This window comes from Serinibacter salmoneus (assembly GCF_002563925.1).
Classification (GTDB): Bacteria; Actinomycetota; Actinomycetes; order Actinomycetales; family Beutenbergiaceae; genus Serinibacter; species Serinibacter salmoneus.
The window spans coordinates 1735289-1751944 of the sequence record NZ_PDJD01000001.1; the positions used below are offsets into that span (position 1 = coordinate 1735289).

Annotated in this window: 18 protein-coding genes; 9 read left to right on the plus strand and 9 right to left on the minus strand. The window is 71.7% G+C overall.

All coding sequences use genetic code 11. The annotated features are described in order from the left end of the window. Positions 1-82 precede the first annotated feature (82 nt). The gene (locus ATL40_RS07770; RefSeq protein WP_098469041.1) at positions 83-760 is read right to left on the minus strand and encodes a DUF2017 family protein; all 678 of its coding nucleotides are present in this window, start codon (positions 758-760) and stop codon (positions 83-85) included. 22 nt (positions 761-782) lie between these two features. Beyond that, positions 783-1130 carry an ATP-dependent Clp protease adapter ClpS gene (clpS, locus tag ATL40_RS07775; protein WP_098469042.1) on the minus strand — a complete coding sequence of 116 codons (348 nt, stop codon included), beginning with the start codon at positions 1128-1130 and terminating at the stop codon, positions 783-785. Between the two features lie 138 nt (positions 1131-1268). Here clpS and ATL40_RS07780 point away from each other — a divergent pair, with 138 nt between their 5' ends. Genes ATL40_RS07780 through ATL40_RS07790 form a run of 3 tightly spaced genes read left to right on the plus strand, consistent with a single transcriptional unit; the run spans position 1269 to position 4280 of the window. Beyond that, a complete protein-coding gene (locus ATL40_RS07780) occupies positions 1269-2618 on the plus strand; it encodes an FAD-dependent oxidoreductase (protein WP_098469043.1) in 1350 nt (449 codons plus the stop codon). 19 nt (positions 2619-2637) lie between these two features. Then, positions 2638-2913, plus strand: a complete 276-nt coding sequence (locus ATL40_RS07785) for a ferredoxin family protein (RefSeq protein WP_098469044.1) — start codon at positions 2638-2640, stop codon at positions 2911-2913. Positions 2914-2939: 26 nt separating this feature from the next. Continuing rightward, entirely contained in the window at positions 2940-4280 is a 1341-nt protein-coding gene (locus tag ATL40_RS07790; protein ID WP_098469045.1) for a nicotinate phosphoribosyltransferase, read from the plus strand. Between the two features lie 36 nt (positions 4281-4316). Here the strand turns inward: ATL40_RS07790 and ATL40_RS07795 are convergent, their stop codons facing one another. From ATL40_RS07795 to ATL40_RS07820, 6 genes are all read right to left on the minus strand, one after another. After that, on the minus strand, positions 4317-6116 hold the full coding sequence (locus ATL40_RS07795; RefSeq protein WP_098470363.1) for a DEAD/DEAH box helicase: 1800 nt from the start codon (positions 6114-6116) through the stop codon (positions 4317-4319). 50 nt (positions 6117-6166) lie between these two features. Further along, on the minus strand, positions 6167-6511 hold the full coding sequence (locus ATL40_RS07800; RefSeq protein WP_098469046.1) for a DUF3039 domain-containing protein: 345 nt from the start codon (positions 6509-6511) through the stop codon (positions 6167-6169). A gap of 112 nt (positions 6512-6623) precedes the next feature. Continuing rightward, entirely contained in the window at positions 6624-6905 is a 282-nt protein-coding gene (locus ATL40_RS07805) for an HU family DNA-binding protein (RefSeq protein WP_098469047.1), read from the minus strand. Between the two features lie 108 nt (positions 6906-7013). Further along, a complete protein-coding gene (locus tag ATL40_RS07810) occupies positions 7014-8498 on the minus strand; it encodes an alanine/glycine:cation symporter family protein (protein WP_098469048.1) in 1485 nt (494 codons plus the stop codon). A 62-nt stretch (positions 8499-8560) separates the two neighbouring features. Beyond that, entirely contained in the window at positions 8561-9706 is a 1146-nt protein-coding gene (locus ATL40_RS07815; protein ID WP_245866880.1) for a YibE/F family protein, read from the minus strand. Between the two features lie 125 nt (positions 9707-9831). Then, complete coding sequence (locus ATL40_RS07820; RefSeq protein WP_098469050.1) at positions 9832-11211, minus strand: glycine--tRNA ligase; 1380 nt, start codon at positions 11209-11211, stop codon at positions 9832-9834. Positions 11212-11340: 129 nt separating this feature from the next. On the opposite strand from ATL40_RS07820, the gene ATL40_RS07825 reads away from it, so the two are divergent. The 6 genes from ATL40_RS07825 (at position 11341) to ATL40_RS07850 (ending at position 16126) form a co-directional block, all read left to right on the plus strand. Beyond that, positions 11341-12282 carry a metal ABC transporter substrate-binding protein gene (locus ATL40_RS07825; protein WP_098469051.1) on the plus strand — a complete coding sequence of 314 codons (942 nt, stop codon included), beginning with the start codon at positions 11341-11343 and terminating at the stop codon, positions 12280-12282. A gap of 86 nt (positions 12283-12368) precedes the next feature. Further along, entirely contained in the window at positions 12369-13382 is a 1014-nt protein-coding gene (locus ATL40_RS07830; RefSeq protein ID WP_098469052.1) for a metal ABC transporter substrate-binding protein, read from the plus strand. Beyond that, complete coding sequence (locus ATL40_RS07835) at positions 13379-14158, plus strand: metal ABC transporter ATP-binding protein (RefSeq protein WP_245866882.1); 780 nt, start codon at positions 13379-13381, stop codon at positions 14156-14158. The genes ATL40_RS07830 and ATL40_RS07835 overlap by 4 nt, the downstream gene beginning before the upstream one ends. Next, entirely contained in the window at positions 14155-15090 is a 936-nt protein-coding gene (locus tag ATL40_RS07840) for a metal ABC transporter permease (RefSeq protein ID WP_098469054.1), read from the plus strand. The genes ATL40_RS07835 and ATL40_RS07840 overlap by 4 nt, the downstream gene beginning before the upstream one ends. A 44-nt stretch (positions 15091-15134) precedes the next feature. Then, positions 15135-15521 (plus strand): Fur family transcriptional regulator, encoded by a 387-nt coding sequence (locus ATL40_RS07845; protein WP_098469055.1) that lies wholly within the window; start codon positions 15135-15137, stop codon positions 15519-15521. Then, positions 15521-16126, plus strand: a complete 606-nt coding sequence (locus tag ATL40_RS07850) for a DedA family protein (protein ID WP_211283084.1) — start codon at positions 15521-15523, stop codon at positions 16124-16126. Before ATL40_RS07845 ends, ATL40_RS07850 begins: the two co-directional genes overlap by 1 nt. A 6-nt stretch (positions 16127-16132) precedes the next feature. Here ATL40_RS07850 and ATL40_RS07855 read toward each other — a convergent pair whose 3' ends face one another. After that, positions 16133-16480 (minus strand): VOC family protein, encoded by a 348-nt coding sequence (locus ATL40_RS07855; RefSeq protein ID WP_098469056.1) that lies wholly within the window; start codon positions 16478-16480, stop codon positions 16133-16135. Between the last annotated feature and the right edge of the window lie 176 nt (positions 16481-16656).

Sequence of the window (16656 nt, forward strand, 5' to 3'; positions counted from 1 at the left end):
CCACCGACAGCCACCGGCGTAGACCGGGGCCGGCGGGCTGTGGAACGCGTCACGCGCGGCGGTGGGGATGCCCTGCGCGCGGTTACGCGCCGTCCGGGAGTTCCTCCAGCATCGCCTCCACGAGGGACTCCTGGAGCCAGGACAGCGCCACGTACAGGGTGGCCAGGGCCCGGGTGAGATCGTCCGGGGATCCCGCCGCGAGCTCCTCCACGGCCGCCACCGACCCCTCGTCGGTGATGCCCAATCGCTCGGCGAGCACGAGCCGCACGTCCGTGAGCGCGCCGGCCCAGTCCATCGCCCCCTCCGCGGGAACCGTGATCAACCCCCCGGTGCCCACCAGGTCGCCCCAGACGCGCTGCAGCCGGGTGCCCTTGGCGTCACGCACCGTCTCCTGCGTCAGGTCGCGCAGCGAGTCGGCGATCTCCGGGTCCTCGCTACCGTCCGGCAGCAGGCGCGCGAGCGCGGGATCCGCCGGGAGGTCATCGCTGACACCCTCGCTGCGCCCGCGGGACTCCCCCGCGGTGAACGCGGCGTCCACCTCCCGCGCCAACCGTCGCATCCGGTCCGCGTGCTCCTCGGACTCCCGGGCCTGCGCGGCGGGGTCGGTGGGGCTGCCCTCATCCTGCGTGCGCTGCTGCGGACCGGGGGTCTCGAAGCCGAGCAGTTCGGCGACATCGGCCACCACCCGCGCGATGATCGTGCGCTCGTTCGCGTCCATGCGCGTCACGAAGCCGGATCGGGTCCTGCGGAACGCCTCCATCACTCCACCCTAGGCGGCGCGTTCAGGCGCCGGGACCCCCGCCGCCATCCGGGGTCGGTTCCAACGTGGCGCTGAGGCCGTAGGAGTGCATCGCCGCCACATCGGCCTCCATCCGCTCCCGGTCCCCCCGGGCGACCACGGCGCGCCCCTCGTGGTGCACCCGCAGCATGAGTTCCTCGGCGCGTTCCCGTGGGAAGCCGAAGTGGGCACGGAACACGTAGGTGACATAGGACATCAGGTTGACCGGGTCGTCCCACACCACGGTGCGCCAGCCTCGGGAGGGCCGGGCATACGGCCGGGTATCGGCCTCGGTCTCGCTCTCCTGCAGCGGCGACGGCGCAGTCGCACTCACGCAGCCGGCTCGATCCATGGTCACCAGGGTATGCGCGCCGGGCACCGCGCGGCACCGGGTCGGGCGCAATGGTGTCCGGACGCCCGAGCGTCCGGGCGCCCGGGCGCGGGCCGAGGGTCCCCGCCCCTGCCGCGAGCCGCCGTCTAGGCTGGGCGCATGACCGAGCCGGACTTCGACGTCGCCGTCGTGGGCGCCGGCCCCGCCGGGAGCATGGCCGCCATGCGCCTCGCGCAGCGCAACCTGAGTGTGGTGCTCGTGGAACGGGGCGAGAGGCCCGGGGAGAAGAACCTCTCCGGCGGGGTCCTCTACCCCGCGCCGCTGGCCGACGCGCTGCCCGACTTCCCCCGCGACCCCACCCCCGAGGCGCCCTGGGAGCGTCGGGTGGTGCGGCACGTGACCTCCAGCGTCCGCCCGGACTCGGTCACCAGCCTGGACTACGAGGACGCCGCGCTGCTGACCACGACCGGGTCGGCGGGCTCCACGGCAGCGCTGCCGAACGCCGTCACCGTGCTGCGCGCCCGCCTCGACCCGTGGCTCGCCGAACGCGCTCAGGAGGCCGGGGCGTTCCTGATGCCGGGCATGCGGGTGGACTCCCTGGTCACCGAGCCCGGTCCCGACGGCGCGCCCCGGGTCACGGGGATCCGCGCGGACGGGCAGGACCTGCGGGCCCGCGTGGTGGTGGCCGCTGACGGCGTGAACTCCTTCCTGGCGCGCGGCGCCGGGCTGCGGCCGGACCCCGCCCCGCGCGACCTCGCGGTGGGGGTCAAGGCTGTCCTCGCCATGCCGGCCGGCCGCCTCGAGGACCGGTTCGGGCTCGAGCCCGGGCAGGGCGCCGCGCACGCGCTGGTGGGCGACGTCACCGCGGGGGTGGCCGGCGGCGCGTTCCTCTACACCAACCGGGAGTCCCTCTCCTTCGGGGTGGTGCTGCGCCTGGACGCCCTGACACGCTCCGGGCGCAGCGCCCATGAGGTCTTCGAGCACGCCCTGACCCATCCCCGGCTGCGCCGCTGGCTCGCCGGCGCCGAGGTGATCGAGTACGGCTCGCACCTGGTGTCCGAGTCGGGGCACACCGGCGTGGGGCAGGTCGCGTTCGACGGCCTGGTGGTGGCCGGTGACGCCGCGGGCCTGACGATCAACTCCGGGCTCGTGCTGCGCGGGATGGACCTGGCGATCACCTCCGGCCTGCTGGCGGGCGACGCCGTCGCCGAGGCGATCGAGGCCGGCGACGCCTCCGCGACCGGCCTGCATCGCTACGCCGCGGCGCTGCAGGCCAGCACCGCGGGAGCGGACATGCGCACCTATGCGCGCACCCCGGCGCTGTTCCATCGCCCCGGCCCCTACGGCCCGTGGGGCGAGGCCGCCGAGCGGGTGCTGCGCGGCAGTTTCCGGCTCGACGGCGCGCCCCGCCGTCCACTGCGCCACCTCGCCGTCCAGGCCGTGCGCCGCTCCGGGGTGGGGCTGCGCACCTGGGTGGGCGACGCCGCTGCCCTGTGGCGGTCGGTATGAGCACGAGCGGAGAGCACCGATGAGCGAACGCACCCCCGTGAACCTGCGCCTGGGCACCACGCGGTTCGTCACCGACTCCCAGTCGCACATCGACCCCTCCGCGCTACGCGCCGGTTCCCCGGCCGCCCGCGCCGTGATCGCCGTGTGCCCGGCCGGGGTCTACCGGGAGGTCGGCGATCGGGTCCTCGCCGATGCCGCCGCGTGCCTGGAGTGCGGCGCGTGCCTGGCGGTGGCGCCGGATCTGGGCTGGCACTACCCCCGCGGCGGCACCGGGGTCACCTTCCGCCAGGGCTGAGGGGTCGAGACCCTAGGGTGGGGCGCATGCAATCCACGGCCCTGCTCACCGACCGGTACGAGCTCACCATGCTCGAGGCCGCCCTCGCGGACGGCACGGCGCACCGCCGGTGCGTGTTCGAGGTGTTCGCGCGCCGCCTGCCCGCCGGCCGCCGCTACGGCGTGCTCGCCGGCACCGGACGGCTCCTGGAGGCCCTGACCGCCTTCCGGTTCGGCGAGAGCGAACTCGAGTGGCTGCGTGAGCAGGGCGTGGTCGGCGAGGAGACCCTGGCCTACCTCGCCGGGTACCGCTTCACCGGGACCATCTCGGGGTATGAGGAGGGGGACCTGTACTTCCCCGGCTCCCCCGTGCTCACCGTGCAGGGCACCTTCGGTGAGGCGGTGCTGCTGGAGACCCTGATCCTCTCGATCCTCAATCACGACTCCGCGGTCGCGGCCGCCGCCTCCCGGATGACCATGGCCGCCGGCACCCGGCCCTGTCTGGAGATGGGGTCGCGCCGCGCCCACGAGGAGGGCGCCGTGGCCGCCGCCCGCGCGGCGGTGGTGGCCGGTTTCACGGGGACCTCGAACCTGGAGGCGGGGCGACGCTACGGTCTGGAGACCATCGGCACCGCCGCCCATGCCTACACCCTGTTGCACGACGACGAGCGGTCCGCCTTCGCCTCTCAGGTGGCCGCCGCCGGGCCCGGCACCACACTGCTGGTGGACACCTACGACGTGCAGCGGGGCGTGGCGCGTGCCGTCGAGGTCGCGGGGCCGGGGCTCGGCGCGGTCCGTCTGGACTCCGGGGACCTGCCGACCCTGGCCAGCGAGGTGCGCGCGCAACTCGATGCGCTCGGCGCCACGGGCACCCGCATCGTGGTCTCCAGTGATCTGGACGAGTACGCGATCGCCTCGCTCGCGGCCGCGCCGGTGGACTCCTACGGGGTGGGCACCTCGGTGGTGACGGGCTCCGGGCACCCCACCTGCGGGATGGTCTACAAACTCGTGCTGCGCGAGGCCGCCGACGGCGTGATGCGGCCGGTCGCCAAGGCCGCCGCCGAGGGGAAGTCGAGCGTGGGCGGGCGCAAGGTCGCCGCTCGCCGGTTGGAGAACGCGCTCGCCACCGAGGAGGTGGTGGTGGTCTCCCGGGACGAGGACGCGCCGGACCTCGCAGCGCTCGGCGCACTGGAAGAGAACGAGCGGCTGCGCCGGCTGGTGGTGCCGCTGGTGTCCGACGGCGTGGTCGACACCCGCTATGTCGGCGCCGAGGGCGTGGCACGGGCCGCGCGGCGCCACGCCGCCTCACGCGCGGAACTGCCGCGGGCGTCGCACCGGCTCAGCGACGGCGACCCCGCGATCCCCACGGAGGTGCTGCGCCCCCGGTAGCGGGACGGCGCGGGGCCTCCCGGGACCTCAGGGGCCTCAGGGGCGCCCGACGAACCAGTCCCGCACCTTCGCCACGCGGCTGCGCAGTTCCTCGGCGGTGGCCTGCGGCACCTCCGGTCCGCCGGAGTGCTGACGCAGCCGGGTGTGCACCACCGCGTGCGGTGTGCCGGAGCGGCGCGACCACGCCGAGACGAGTTGATTGAGTTCCTTGCGCAGGCGCGCCACCTCGCGGTGGTCCACCACCTGACGTTCGGCGTGCTCGTGCGCGGCCGTCGAGCCGGACCTGCGCAGATGATTGCTCTGGTGGGCGCGCAGCGCGCTGGCCATCTCGTCGGTCTCCATGAGTCCGGGGATCGCCAGGAAGTCCGACTCCATCTGCGAACCGACCTCGCCGCCGGTCCCGAAGGCGCCGCCGTCGAAGAGCACGTGGTCGAAGGAGGCCTGCGCTCCCAGGGCCTGGTAGCCGGGGCCCGCCAGGTCGTCGGAGGCCTTCTCGTTGCGGTTGGCCTGCTCCAGGGCGGCGTCGTCCAGGCCGTCCTCGTTCTCCCGCCGGGGTCGGTCCAGGGCGTGGTCGCGTTCCACCTCCAACTCACCGGCAAGTCCCAGCAGCACCGGCACGCTGGGCACGAACACCGAGGCGGTCTCCCCACGCCGCCGGGCACGCACGAAGCGGCCCACGGCCTGGGCGAAGAACAACGGGGTCGCGGTGGCGGTGGCGTAGACGCCCACCGCGAGGCGGGGTACGTCCACGCCCTCACTGACCATGCGCACGGCGACCATCCAGCGCTGGGTGCCGGCGGAGAACTCCTCGATCTTCTCCCCCGCGCCCGCGTCGTCGGAGAGCACCACGATCGGGGCCTGCCCGGTGATCGCGCGCAGTTGCTTGGCGTAGGCGCGGGCGGAGGCCTGGTCGGTGGCGATGACGAGACCGCCCGCATCGGGCACCGAGCGGCGCACCTCCGTCAGGCGGGTGTCGGCCGCCTTGAGCACGGCGGGGATCCACTCCCCCTCGGGTGAGAGGGCGGTGCGCCAGGCCTGGGCGATCATGTCCTTCGTCAGCGGCTCCCCCAGTCGCGCGCTGACCTCGTCACCCGCGCTCGTGCGCCAGGTCATCTCCCCGGAGTAGGCGAGGAACATGACCGGCCGCACCACGCCGTCGCGCAGGGCGTCCCCGTACCCGTAGGTGTAGTCCGCCTTGGAGCGACGGATGCCCTCGGCGTCGGCCTCGTAGGTGATGAACGGGATCGCGGCGGTGTCGCTACGGAACGGTGTCCCGGTGAGCGAGAGGCGGCGGGCGGCGCCCTCGAACGCACGGATCACGCCGTCGCCCCAGCTGCGGGAGTCGCCGGCGTGGTGCACCTCGTCGAGGATCACCAGGGTGTCGCGGGCGCGGGTGCGCTCGCGGTGGAGTTCGGGGTTGGCGCCGATCTGCGCGTAGGTGAGGGCCACGCCGTCGTAGTGGGAGCCGAGGTGCCCCTGCGCGTTGCGGAAGTTCGGGTCCAGGGAGATGCCCACCCGGGCCGCGGCGTCCGCCCACTGCGTCTTCAGGTGCTCGGTGGGCGCCACCACGGTCACCTGCCGCACCTCGCCCCGCGTGAGCAGCTCGGTGGCCACGCGCAGCGCGAACGTGGTCTTCCCAGCGCCCGGGGTCGCCACGGCGAGGAAGTCACGCGGGTTGGACTCCCCGTACAGCGTCAGGGCGGCGGCCTGCCATGCGCGCAGATTGCCGGCGGTGCCCCAGGCGGCGCGCTGCGGGAAGGCCGGGGAGAGTTGCTCGGCGGCAGAGCGGGAGGGGTGTGCGGGCGTGCGGGCAGGCTCGTGCAGGGAGTCGAACAGGTCACCCTGCTCGCTCGGCTGCTGCTGCGGCGTGCCCTGGGGTCCGCCGATCACGAGGGCGTGCCGGCGTCACCGCCGGAGCCACTCGACCCACCGGAATCTCCGCCGCCGTTCATGCTCGCGTAGATCTCCTTGCAGGCGGGGCACACCGGGTAGCGGTCCGGGTTGCGGGTGGGCAACCAGATCTTGCCGCACAGCGCGATCACCGGTTCCCCGGACATCGCGGCCGCGAGGATCTTGTCCTTGGGCACGTAGTGCGCGTACCGGTCGTTGTCCCCGGACTGCTCCTGGTGCCGGGTCTCGGTGCGCTCGAGCGTGCTGGTGGAGCCCTCCGTGGCGGGCCCCCCGGGGGCGCTCGGAGCTCCGGGGGCGCTGGGTGGCAACGGCTCGCTCATGGCGCCCAGTCTACGCGGCCACCCCCGGCGAGGAAAAAAGCGAGGCGCGGGAGGAGCAGGAACACACCTACTCTTCCCGCGCCCGGCGCGGTCGGGCCGTGGGCCCGATGGCTCACTTGCCGACGGCGGCCTTCAGCGTGGAACCGGCGGACAGCTTGACGCCGTAACCGGCGGGGATGGCGATCTCCTCGCCGGTGCGCGGGTTGCGGCCGGTGCGGGCGGCGCGCTCGACGCGCTCGGCCGAGAACAGGCCGGTGACCTTGACGGCCTCGCCGGCGCCCAGGCTCTCCACCAGCACGTCCTGGAAGGCGGCGAGAGCGTCGTCGGCCTGCTTCTTGGAGAGCGAGGCCTTCTCGGCGATGGCGGCGACGAGGTCGGAACGGTTGACAGTCACAGAATTCCCCTTCGAGACGTGGGTGTGCGCGCTGCTGCGCGCCCTTCGTGGGGAGACACTACGCCATCGTCGGCGCAGGATCCGCACAATCCCGGCGATTCGGCGCGTCTACTTCACCTCGCGCTGGACCTTCTCGGGCGGGTAGCCAGTGACCTGCTCGTAGTCCTGCCAGAACTCCACGTAGCCGCGGGGCTTGAAGTCCTTCACCGTGTACACGGGTTCGATTCCGGCCTTCCGCTTGGTCTCGTAGTCCTTCAGGGCCCGGAAGATCACCGGGGTGAGCAGGGCCACCGCGATGAGGTTCACCAGCGCCATCACGCCCATGATCTGGTCCGCGAACGTCCACACCAGGGAGGCGGAGGCCACCGAACCCGCCAGGATCGCCAGCACCACGAGCATCCGGAAGACCGTGAGGATCCGCGGGTTCTCACCGGTGATGAACTCGATGTTGGCCTGGCCGTAGAAGTAGTTGCCCAGGATCGAGGAGAACGCCAGCAGGAAGATGATGAAGGTGAGGAGCGAGCCGGCCCAGGGACCGAGCGCATCGACCATCGCGGTCTGCGTCATCTCGATGCCGGGGGTCCCGGTCTCGTTGGCGGCCACCAGGTCGGGCGAGGCGCTGAGCACGATGAACGCGGTGATCGAGCAGACCAGCAGGGTGTCGAAGTAGACGCCGAGGCTCTGCACGAAGCCCTGCTTGACCGGGTGCGTGACGGCGGCCGCGGCGCCGGCGTTCGGGGCCGAGCCCAGGCCGGCCTCATTGGAGAACATGCCTCGCTGCACCCCGATGAGCACCACGGTTCCCCAGGCGCCGCCGGTCACGGCGTTCATCGTGAACGCGTCGCGGAAGATGGAGACGATCATCTCGGGGACGTTCTCGATGTTGATCGCCACGATCACCAGGCCCACCAGCAGGTACAGCAGGGCCATCACCGGCACCACCTTGTCGGTGACCGAGGCGATCCGGCGAGCGCCGCCGAAGACAACGGCGGCGGTCATGAGGGCCAGCACGATCCCGATGCCCCAGCTCAGCGCGGCAGTCTCATTGCCCAGGGTGGAGGACAGCGAAGCGGAGATGGTGTTGGCCTGCAGGGCGCTGAACACGAACGGGAAGCAGATGATGAGGATGACGGCGAAGAGCACACCCGCCCAGCGCGCGCCGAGCCCGTGCTGGATGTAGTACGCGGGCCCGCCGCGGAAGCCCCGTGGGGAGTCCTTCACCTTGTAGATCTGCGCCAGCGTCGACTCCCCGAACGCCGAGGCGGCGCCGATGATCGACATCAACCACATCCAGAACACGGCCCCCGGGCCGCCGGTGACGATCGCCGTCCCCACGCCCGCGATGTTCCCGACGCCCACGCGCGAGGCCGCCGAGACGGTGAAGGCCTGGAAAGCGGAGATCGACTGCGCCTTCCCGTCCGGGCCCGGCGGGGTCTTGTCCGTGAGTCGTCGGATCATCTCCGGCAACAGGCGGATCTGCACGCCACCGGTACGGATCGTGAGGTACAACCCGAGGATCACGACGACGGGCAGGACGGCCCAGCTCCACAGGTAGCCGCCGATGGTGCCGATCCAGTCCTCAAGGGTGCTCATACGTGGAACCTAGCGCCCGCGGGCCCGGCGCGCGCGGACTGAGGAGCACGACACGCGCGTCGTCACACGCCGGTAACACGCAGAGCGGGGCGCGAGGTGCGCACCAGGGCCGCGGCGATCGCGGTGGTGATCGGGATCGCAAGGACCAACCCGATCGAGGAGACCAGGGTGCGCACGATCTCCTCCGCCAGCGAGGCGGAGGTGAGCAGGTCGAGCACGCTGCGATCGTAGATCGCGGTGGCCATCAGCAACGGCAGCGCGGTGCCGACGTAGGCGAAGGCCAGGGTGTACACGGTCGAGGCGATGTGATCCCGCCCGATGCGCATGGCGCGGGCGAAGACCCGACGGCGCGGAGCGCTCGGATCCGTGGCGTGCAGCTCCCAGACGGCGGACGCCTGGGTGATCGTCACGTCGTTCAGCGCCCCCAGCCCTGCGATCACGAACCCGCACACCAGCAGGGCGCGCAGGCTCACCTCCGGGAAGAGCCCGGCCACGAGGAACCCCTCCTCCGAGCCCGTGCCGAGCAACCCGGTGGCGTCCGCGGACCACACCGCGAGCACCGTCGTGACGGCCAGCCCACCGAAGGTCCCGACCAGGGCGGTGGTGGTGCGGATCGAGATCCCGTGCGCGAGGTAGACCGAGAGGAACATCATGGCGCTGGAACCGGTGAGCGCGACCAGCAGCGGCGAGGTACCCAACATGAGGGCCGGCAGCACGAAGAACCCGATCACGCTCAGCGAGCCGAACAGCCCGACCACCGCCGCCAGGCCCCGCCACCGGGCGACCAGCGCCACCAGCGCCACATAGGCCAGGGCGAGCCACAGCAGCGGGATGTCTCGTTCGTAGTCCACGAAGGTGTAGGCGGCGCCGTCGGCGAGCCCCTGACCATCGAAGACCACGGAGATCTCCGCGCCGATCGGGATCTCCTCCTTCAGCACGTCCGGCTGCACGGTGACCTCGACCACCTGCCCGGCCCCGGAGCCGGTGAGCAGTTCCGCCTCGACCTCCGCACCCGGTGTGAGCGGCACCGCCACGATGCGTGCGGTCTCGAAACTCACGCCGTCCACGGTCATGGGGACGGAACCGGCGATCGACTCGCTGCGGGGCCAGAGCGCGACCATGGCGATCACGGTCACCAGGAGCAGTGGGACGACGATCGAGGTCAGCAGGATCTGCGCGCGACGGCGTTCCCGGGCCGGGAGGTTCAACTCACCATGACCATGACCATGACCTGCGTGGCCGGGCACCTCAGGCGCCTCGGGAACCTCGGGAACCTCAGGGGCACCCGCATGCCTGCCCCGGCGGCTGCGCGGGGCCTCCTGCGGGCCCTGGGTCACGCCCCGACGAGGCGGGCGGCGAGGTAGCCGACCACCTGGTCCAGCGCGACCCGCTCCTGCGCCATGGTGTCGCGGTCGCGGATCGTCACCGCCTGGTCCTCGAGGGTGTCGAAGTCGACCGTGATGCAGTACGGCGTGCCGATCTCGTCCTGGCGGCGGTAGCGCTTGCCGATGGCCTGGGTGACGTCGTGGTCGATCATCCAGTGCTCGCGCAGCTCAGCGGCGAGATTCTCCGCCGTGGGCAGCAACTCCGCGCTCTTGGACAGCGGGAGCACCGCGGCCTTGTAGGGAGCCAGCCGCGGGTCCAGGCGCAGCACGATGCGGGTGTCCACGCCGCCCTTGGCGTTGGGCGCGGAGTCCTCGGCGTAGGCGTCCACCAGGAACGCCATCAGCGAGCGGGTCAGGCCTGCCGCCGGCTCGATGACGTAGGGGGTCCACCGCTCCCCCGAGGCCTGGTCGAAGAAGGACAGGTCACGCCCGGAGTGCTCGGAGTGGGTGGAGAGGTCGAAGTCGGTGCGGTTGGCGATGCCCTCGAGCTCGCCCCACTCGCTGCCGGTGAACCCGAAGCGGTACTCGATGTCCACCGTGCGGGTGGAGTAGTGGGAGAGCTTCTCCTGCGGGTGCTCGTAGTGGCGCAGGTTGTCCCGGTTGATCCCCAGACCCGTGTACCAGTCGGTGCGCGCGTCGATCCAGTACTGGTGCCACTGCTCATCGGTGCCGGGCTGGACGAAGAACTCCATCTCCATCTGCTCGAACTCGCGGGTGCGGAAGATGAAGTTGCCCGGCGTGATCTCGTTGCGGAAGGACTTGCCGATCTGCGCGATACCGAACGGCGGCTTCTTGCGCGCGGACGTGGAGACGTTGCCGTAGTTGACGAAGATGCCCTGGGCGGTCTCCGGACGCAGGTAGTGCAACCCGGACTCGTCCTCGACCGGGCCGAGGTAGGTCTTCAGCATCATGTTGAAGTCCCGCGGCTCGGTCCACTGACCGCGGGTGCCGCAGTTCGGGCAGCTGACCTCGGCCAGGCCGCCCTCGGGCTCGCGACCCTTGCGCTCGGCGAACTCCTCGATCATCTGGTCCTCGCGGAACCGCTTGTGACAGGAGAGGCACTCGGTCAGGGGGTCGGTGAAGACGCCCACGTGCCCCGAGGCCACCCACACCTGGCGCGGCAGGATCACCGCGGAGTCCAGACCCACGATGTCCTCACGGCGCTGCACCATGGCGCGCCACCACTGGCGCTTGATGTTCTCCTTGAGTTCCACGCCGAGGGGGCCGTAGTCCCACGCGGAGCGCGAACCACCGTAGATCTCCCCGGACTGGAACACGAAGCCGCGGTGCTTCGCGAGGGCGATGACGGAATCGAGACGGCTGGCCACTGCTGCTCCTTGCGATGGGGTCGGTACTGCGCCCCAACTTACCGGGCAGGACGTGAGGACCTCGTCAGGCAGGCGGCGGACGGCGCGGACGAGTTGACAACCATCCACCCGTTTTTGAGAATGTTTCTCATGTCGTCGTCGGTTCGCCCTGCCCTGCCCAGCCTCCTCGCCGCGGCGGGCCTCGCCGTCGCCGGCTGCGCCTCGACATCCGCCGTGGAGATCGAACCGGCGGCCGGAAGCGGCACCGACCCGGCGACGCCGGTCACGGTGGTGGCGACCGCCTACCCGATGGAGTACCTGGCCGCGCGGGTCGGCGGCGGCTTGGTGACGGTGGAGAACCTCACGCTGGCAGGGAACCAGCCCCATGATCTGGAGATCTCTCCCGCCGATGCCGCCCGCGTGCGGGAGGAGGCGGCGCTCATCGTCTACATCGACCACTTCCAGGGATCGGTGGACGCCCTCGTGGCAGAGGCGGGCGTGCCGGCCTTCGACATGAAGGGCTCCGGTGACGCGCTCGAGCGCGAGGGTATCGACGCCCAGGACACCGAGGCCCTCGAGCTCGATCCGCACGTCTGGTTCGACCCACTGCGGATGTCCGTGGCGGCCCAGGACCTCGCAGCGGAACTCACGGCCGTCCACCCCGAGGGCTCCGAGACCTTCCAGGCGAACGCCGATGCGTTCTCCGCCGAACTCACGGCACTCGACGCCGCCTACACCGAGGGACTCTCTTCGTGCGAACGCGACGTCATCGTCGTCTCCCATGAGGCGTACGGGTACCTGGAAGCCGCGTACGGCCTCGAGCAGGCGGGGCTGCAGGGATTCGACCCCGAGATCGAGCCCTCCCCGGCGACCGTTCGGGAGATCGAGGAGGTCATCACCACCAATGGTGTGACCACGATCTTCATCGAGACGATGCTCAGCCCGGACGTCGCCGAGGTCCTTGCGGACGACCTGGGCATCGAGACGGCGCTCCTGAGCCCCCTGGAGGGCGGGCCGGAGGGCGGCGGGGACTACCTGTCCACGATGGAGTCCAACCTGGAGGCACTCCGGGCTGCCCTCGGGTGCGCGTGATCGCGCTACCCCGGCCCACCGCGCGCGGGGTGTGTCGCTTACCACAGGCTTTGACAGACCTCAAGGATGCGATGAGAATGGTTTTCATGCCTCGTACCGCTCGCCGTGCCATGCCCGCGCTCCTCACGGCCGCCGCCCTCACCCTCGCCGCGTGCTCGAGCACCGACGACTCCGGGGGGTCCGGCGCCGCCGAGGACGCCACCACCGCGTCCGCCGACGCCACGGAGGCTGACAGTGAGCGCATCACGGTGGTCGCCGCGGCGTACCCGCTGGAGTTCCTCGCCGGCGCCGTGGGTGGCGACCTGGTGACCGTGGAGAGCCTGGCCCCTGCCGGCGCGGAGCCGCACGACCTGGAACTCGCCCCCGCCCAGGTGAACGCGGTGGAGAACGCCGACCTCGTGGTCTACCTGGAGGGCTTCCAGACCGCCGTGGACGACGCCGTCGCCCAGACCTCGAGCACCGCGCTGGACCTGATCCCGGTGACCCTCGGCGTCGAGCACGAGCACGACCATGCCGAGGACGAGCACGCCGAGGAGGAGGCCGACACCGAGGACTCCCACGACGGTCACGACCACGGCGATCTCGACTTCGACCCGCACGTGTGGCTCGACCCGTTGCGCATGGCAGCCGCCGCTGAGGCGCTCGCGGAGGAGCTCTCCGCCCTCGACCCGGCGGGCGCCGAGACCTTCCACGCGAATGCGGACGCCCTGATCGCCGAGCTCAACGGCCTGGACGAGGCCTACCACGACGGACTGGCCTCCTGCGAACGGGACGTCATCGTCGTCTCCCACGAGGCCTACGGCTACCTCGCCGAGTCCTACGGCTTCGAGCAGGTCGGCCTGTCCGGGATCGACCCGGACACCGAGCCCTCCCCCGCCAAGGTGCGTGAGATCGAGCAGGTGGTCACCGAGAACGGCGTGACGACGATCTTCGTGGAGACGCTGCTGAGCCCGGACGTGGCCGAGGTCCTCGCGAACGACCTGGGAATCACCACCGCCCTGCTCAGCCCGCTGGAGAGCGAGCCGGAGGACGGCGGGGACTACCTCACGCAGACCGAGGCCAACCTCGAGGCGCTGCGCACCGCCATGGACTGCGCGTGATCCTCCCGCTGCACGTCGAGCACCTCGACGTCACCCTCGGGGGGTCCCGCATCCTGCGGGACGTCTCGGTGAGGGTGGCCAGTGGGGAGTGCGTCGCCCTGCTCGGAGCCAACGGCTCGGGGAAGTCGACGCTGGTGCGCGCCGCGCTCGGGGTTGTGCCCGCCTCGGCCGGGCAGGTGCACCTGTTCGGCACGCCGGTCGCCCGGCGCCGCAGCGTGCCCTGGGAGCGCGTCGGGTACGTCCCCCAGCGATCCACCGCCGTCGCGGGGGTCCCGGCCACGGTCCGCGAGGTGGTCACCTCCGGCCTGCTGAGCGCTCGGCGCATCGCGCCACCGCGTGACGCACGTGCCCGGGTGCTCGCCGCGCTCGAGAGGGTGGGGATGGCCGCGCACCTGCGCCGCCCCATCGCCCAACTCTCCGGTGGCCAGCAGCAGCGAGTGCTCATCGCACGGGCACTGGTCCGCGAACCCGAGTTCCTCGTGCTGGACGAGCCACTGGCGGGGGTCGACACCGACAGCCAGGCTACCTTCGCGAGCACCCTGCGCCGCCTGCGCAGGGACGGGCTCACGGTGCTGGTGGTGCTCCACGAGTCCGGGCCGCTGGCACCCCTGCTGACTCGGGCGGTCGTGCTGCGACATGGCGCCGTCGTGCACGACGGCCCGCCACCGCACCCGGCGCCCGGGCACGACGAGGCCGACCACGATCACCAGCACGACCACGCCGAGCCCGACCTCGCCCCGGCCGCCCTCGCTCTGAACCCGGAGAACCTCGCATGAGCGCCGTCCTGGACATCTTCTCCAGCCCGCTCATGCAGCGCGCGCTCATCGCCGCGGTGGTCGTGGGGCTCTCCGCCCCTGTCATCGGCACCTACCTGGTGCAGCGCAAGCTCTCGCTGCTCGGTGACGGCATCGGCCACGTGGCGCTCACCGGCGTCGCCGCCGGGTGGTTGGTCGGTGGGGCGCTGGGACTCACGCCCCAGGACTCCCTCGCCATCCCGGGGGCCGTGGTCGCCGCCATCGCCGGCGCGCTGATCATCGACGTGGTCCGGGAGCGCGGCAAGGCGAGCGGGGACATGGCACTCGCGCTGCTGTTCTACGGCGGCATCGCGGGTGGTGTGCTGTTGATCGGACTCGCGGGCGGGACCACCGCCAATCTCATGGCCTACCTCTTCGGCTCCATCGCCACCGTGGCCCCCAGCGACGTGCTGACCATCAGCATCCTGGGCGTCCTGGTCATCGGCGTGGGGGTGGGACTGCGCCCGGCGCTCTTCGCCGTCTCCCACGACGAGGAGATGGCGCGCACCCTGGGCCTGCCGGTGCGCGCCCTCAACGTGCTGATCGCGGTGATCGCCGCACTCACCGTGACCGTGGCGATGCGCGTCGTCGGGCTGCTGCTGGTGAGCGCGATCATGATCGTCCCGGTCGCGATCGCCCAGCTCGTGGCCCGCTCCTTCACGGCCACGATGCGCATCGCGATGGGGGTCGGCGTGCTGGTCACGGTCAGCGGCCTGATCATCACCTACTTCCACGCCCTCTCACCCGGCGCCGTGATCGTCTGCCTGGCCATCGGCATCTACGCCGTCACCGCGGCCCTCGCGCCACTGCTGCGCCGCGCCCGTCCGCGTAGCATGGAGGATCCGCACCCCGACCTGCCCGACGACGTCCTGGTCGCCGCGCCGGCCGCGGGGTGCGAGGACAAGCCGAACTAGACTGTGACATAGCGCGCCAGGGGTGGCGCACCAAGGAGGAAGCCGTGGCACGCACCACCAGGCAGCGCACGGCCGTGGCGGATCTGCTTGCGCAGACCACCGAGTTCGTCAGCGCCCAGGAAGTGCACCGGCTCCTCATCGACCGCGAGGAGTCCGTGGGCCTCGCCACCGTCTACCGCACCCTGCAGATCCTGGCCGACGACGGGCAGGTCGATGCCCTGCGCGGTCCCGACGGCGAGGTGCGCTACCGCATGTGCGCGCGGGACTCCCACCACCACCACCTGGTCTGCCGGGTGTGCGGTCGTACCACCGAGCTCGACGCGCAGGCCGTGGAGGCCTGGGCCAAGGCGATCGCGGCCGATCAGGGGTACTCCGATGTGCAGCACACGGTGGAGCTCTTCGGGACCTGCCCGGACTGCGCCACCCGCTGATGCCGTCCTGGCTCGACGGCGCGTCGTTCTGGCCGCTGTTCGCCTTCTTCTTCGCGATCGTCTTCTTCCGGACCCAGGCGACGTACTGGATCGCGCGCGTGGTCACGACGTGGTCCCTCGACCACACCCGGCCGCAGCGGCCGTGGGTGCGCCGGGTGCACGCGTGGCTGCAGGGCGAGCAGGGCCAGCGCGGGGTGCGCACGATCGAGCGCTGGGGCCTGATCGCCGTGCCACTCTCCTTCCTCGCCAGTGGTACCAAGACCGTCATCAACGGCGCGGCGGGGGTGCTCGCCATGCCGTTCGCGCGCTACCTGCCCGCGATGCTGCTCGGGTGTGTGGCGCACTCGATCATCTACGCCACGATCGGCTGGGCGGCCTGGCTGGCCGCCCTCTCGGCCGCGACCGGGTCGCCGTGGGGCATCGCCGCGCTGGTGCTCATCGTGCTCGCTCTCGGGGCACTGATCGTCCACGCCGTCGTACGCGCGCGCCGCCGTCGCCTCACAGCGGACACGGCCGACCATGACGACACGCTCGATCCGCGCGACGTGCGCACCCGGACGGACGCCGGGCGCGACGACGTCGCCGCGCCCCGACCTCCCGCCTGAGCGGCGCTACTCCCCCGCGGCGATACAGAACTCGTTGCCCTGTGGGTCCGCCAGGGTGACCCAGCCGAAGTCACCCTGCGTGCGGTGACCCACCAGGGTGGCGCCGGCCGCCAGGAGCCGTTCGAGCTCGGGGGTCAGGTCACCCTCCACGGCGAGGTCCAGGTGGAGCCGGTTCTTCCCGGGCGCCACCTCCTCGACCCGCTGGAATCCGAGCCGAAGCGATGGTGTCTGCACCACCACGAACCAGCCCTCGTTCTCCGCAACGATCTCGCCACCGGTCACCGTGGCCCAGAACTCCGCGAGCGGAAGCGGATCGGTGGAATCGGTCGTCACCATCGCAATCGCGTTCGTCATACCCACACCGTAGGTGCCACCACCGACATCGCGGTGAACGGGTTGCGGCGTCTCTTGGCGCACACCAGGCGAGGCCGGGTCGGCACAACCACACGCTCGGCGAACCTCCCCACCCGCCGAACGATGGACTGCGCACGATTCCCGCGCGCCACCTCCGCGCAACAACACGCTCGGCG

What these genes read in the sequence shown, in the direction of transcription:
- ATL40_RS07770 (WP_098469041.1), bottom strand. Translation starts at nt 760, where the DNA reads ATGGAGGCGTTCCGCAGGACCCGATCCGGCTTCGTGACGCGCATGGAC.
- clpS (WP_098469042.1), bottom strand. Translation starts at nt 1,130, where the DNA reads ATGGATCGAGCCGGCTGCGTGAGTGCGACTGCGCCGTCGCCGCTGCAG.
- ATL40_RS07780 (WP_098469043.1), top strand. Translation starts at nt 1,269, where the DNA reads ATGACCGAGCCGGACTTCGACGTCGCCGTCGTGGGCGCCGGCCCCGCC.
- ATL40_RS07785 (WP_098469044.1), top strand. Translation starts at nt 2,638, where the DNA reads ATGAGCGAACGCACCCCCGTGAACCTGCGCCTGGGCACCACGCGGTTC.
- ATL40_RS07790 (WP_098469045.1), top strand. Translation starts at nt 2,940, where the DNA reads ATGCAATCCACGGCCCTGCTCACCGACCGGTACGAGCTCACCATGCTC.
- ATL40_RS07800 (WP_098469046.1), bottom strand. Translation starts at nt 6,511, where the DNA reads ATGAGCGAGCCGTTGCCACCCAGCGCCCCCGGAGCTCCGAGCGCCCCC.
- ATL40_RS07810 (WP_098469048.1), bottom strand. Translation starts at nt 8,498, where the DNA reads ATGAGCACCCTTGAGGACTGGATCGGCACCATCGGCGGCTACCTGTGG.
- ATL40_RS07825 (WP_098469051.1), top strand. Translation starts at nt 11,341, where the DNA reads ATGTCGTCGTCGGTTCGCCCTGCCCTGCCCAGCCTCCTCGCCGCGGCG.
- ATL40_RS07830 (WP_098469052.1), top strand. Translation starts at nt 12,369, where the DNA reads ATGCCTCGTACCGCTCGCCGTGCCATGCCCGCGCTCCTCACGGCCGCC.
- ATL40_RS07840 (WP_098469054.1), top strand. Translation starts at nt 14,155, where the DNA reads ATGAGCGCCGTCCTGGACATCTTCTCCAGCCCGCTCATGCAGCGCGCG.
- ATL40_RS07850 (WP_211283084.1), top strand. Translation starts at nt 15,521, where the DNA reads ATGCCGTCCTGGCTCGACGGCGCGTCGTTCTGGCCGCTGTTCGCCTTC.
- ATL40_RS07855 (WP_098469056.1), bottom strand. Translation starts at nt 16,480, where the DNA reads ATGACGAACGCGATTGCGATGGTGACGACCGATTCCACCGATCCGCTT.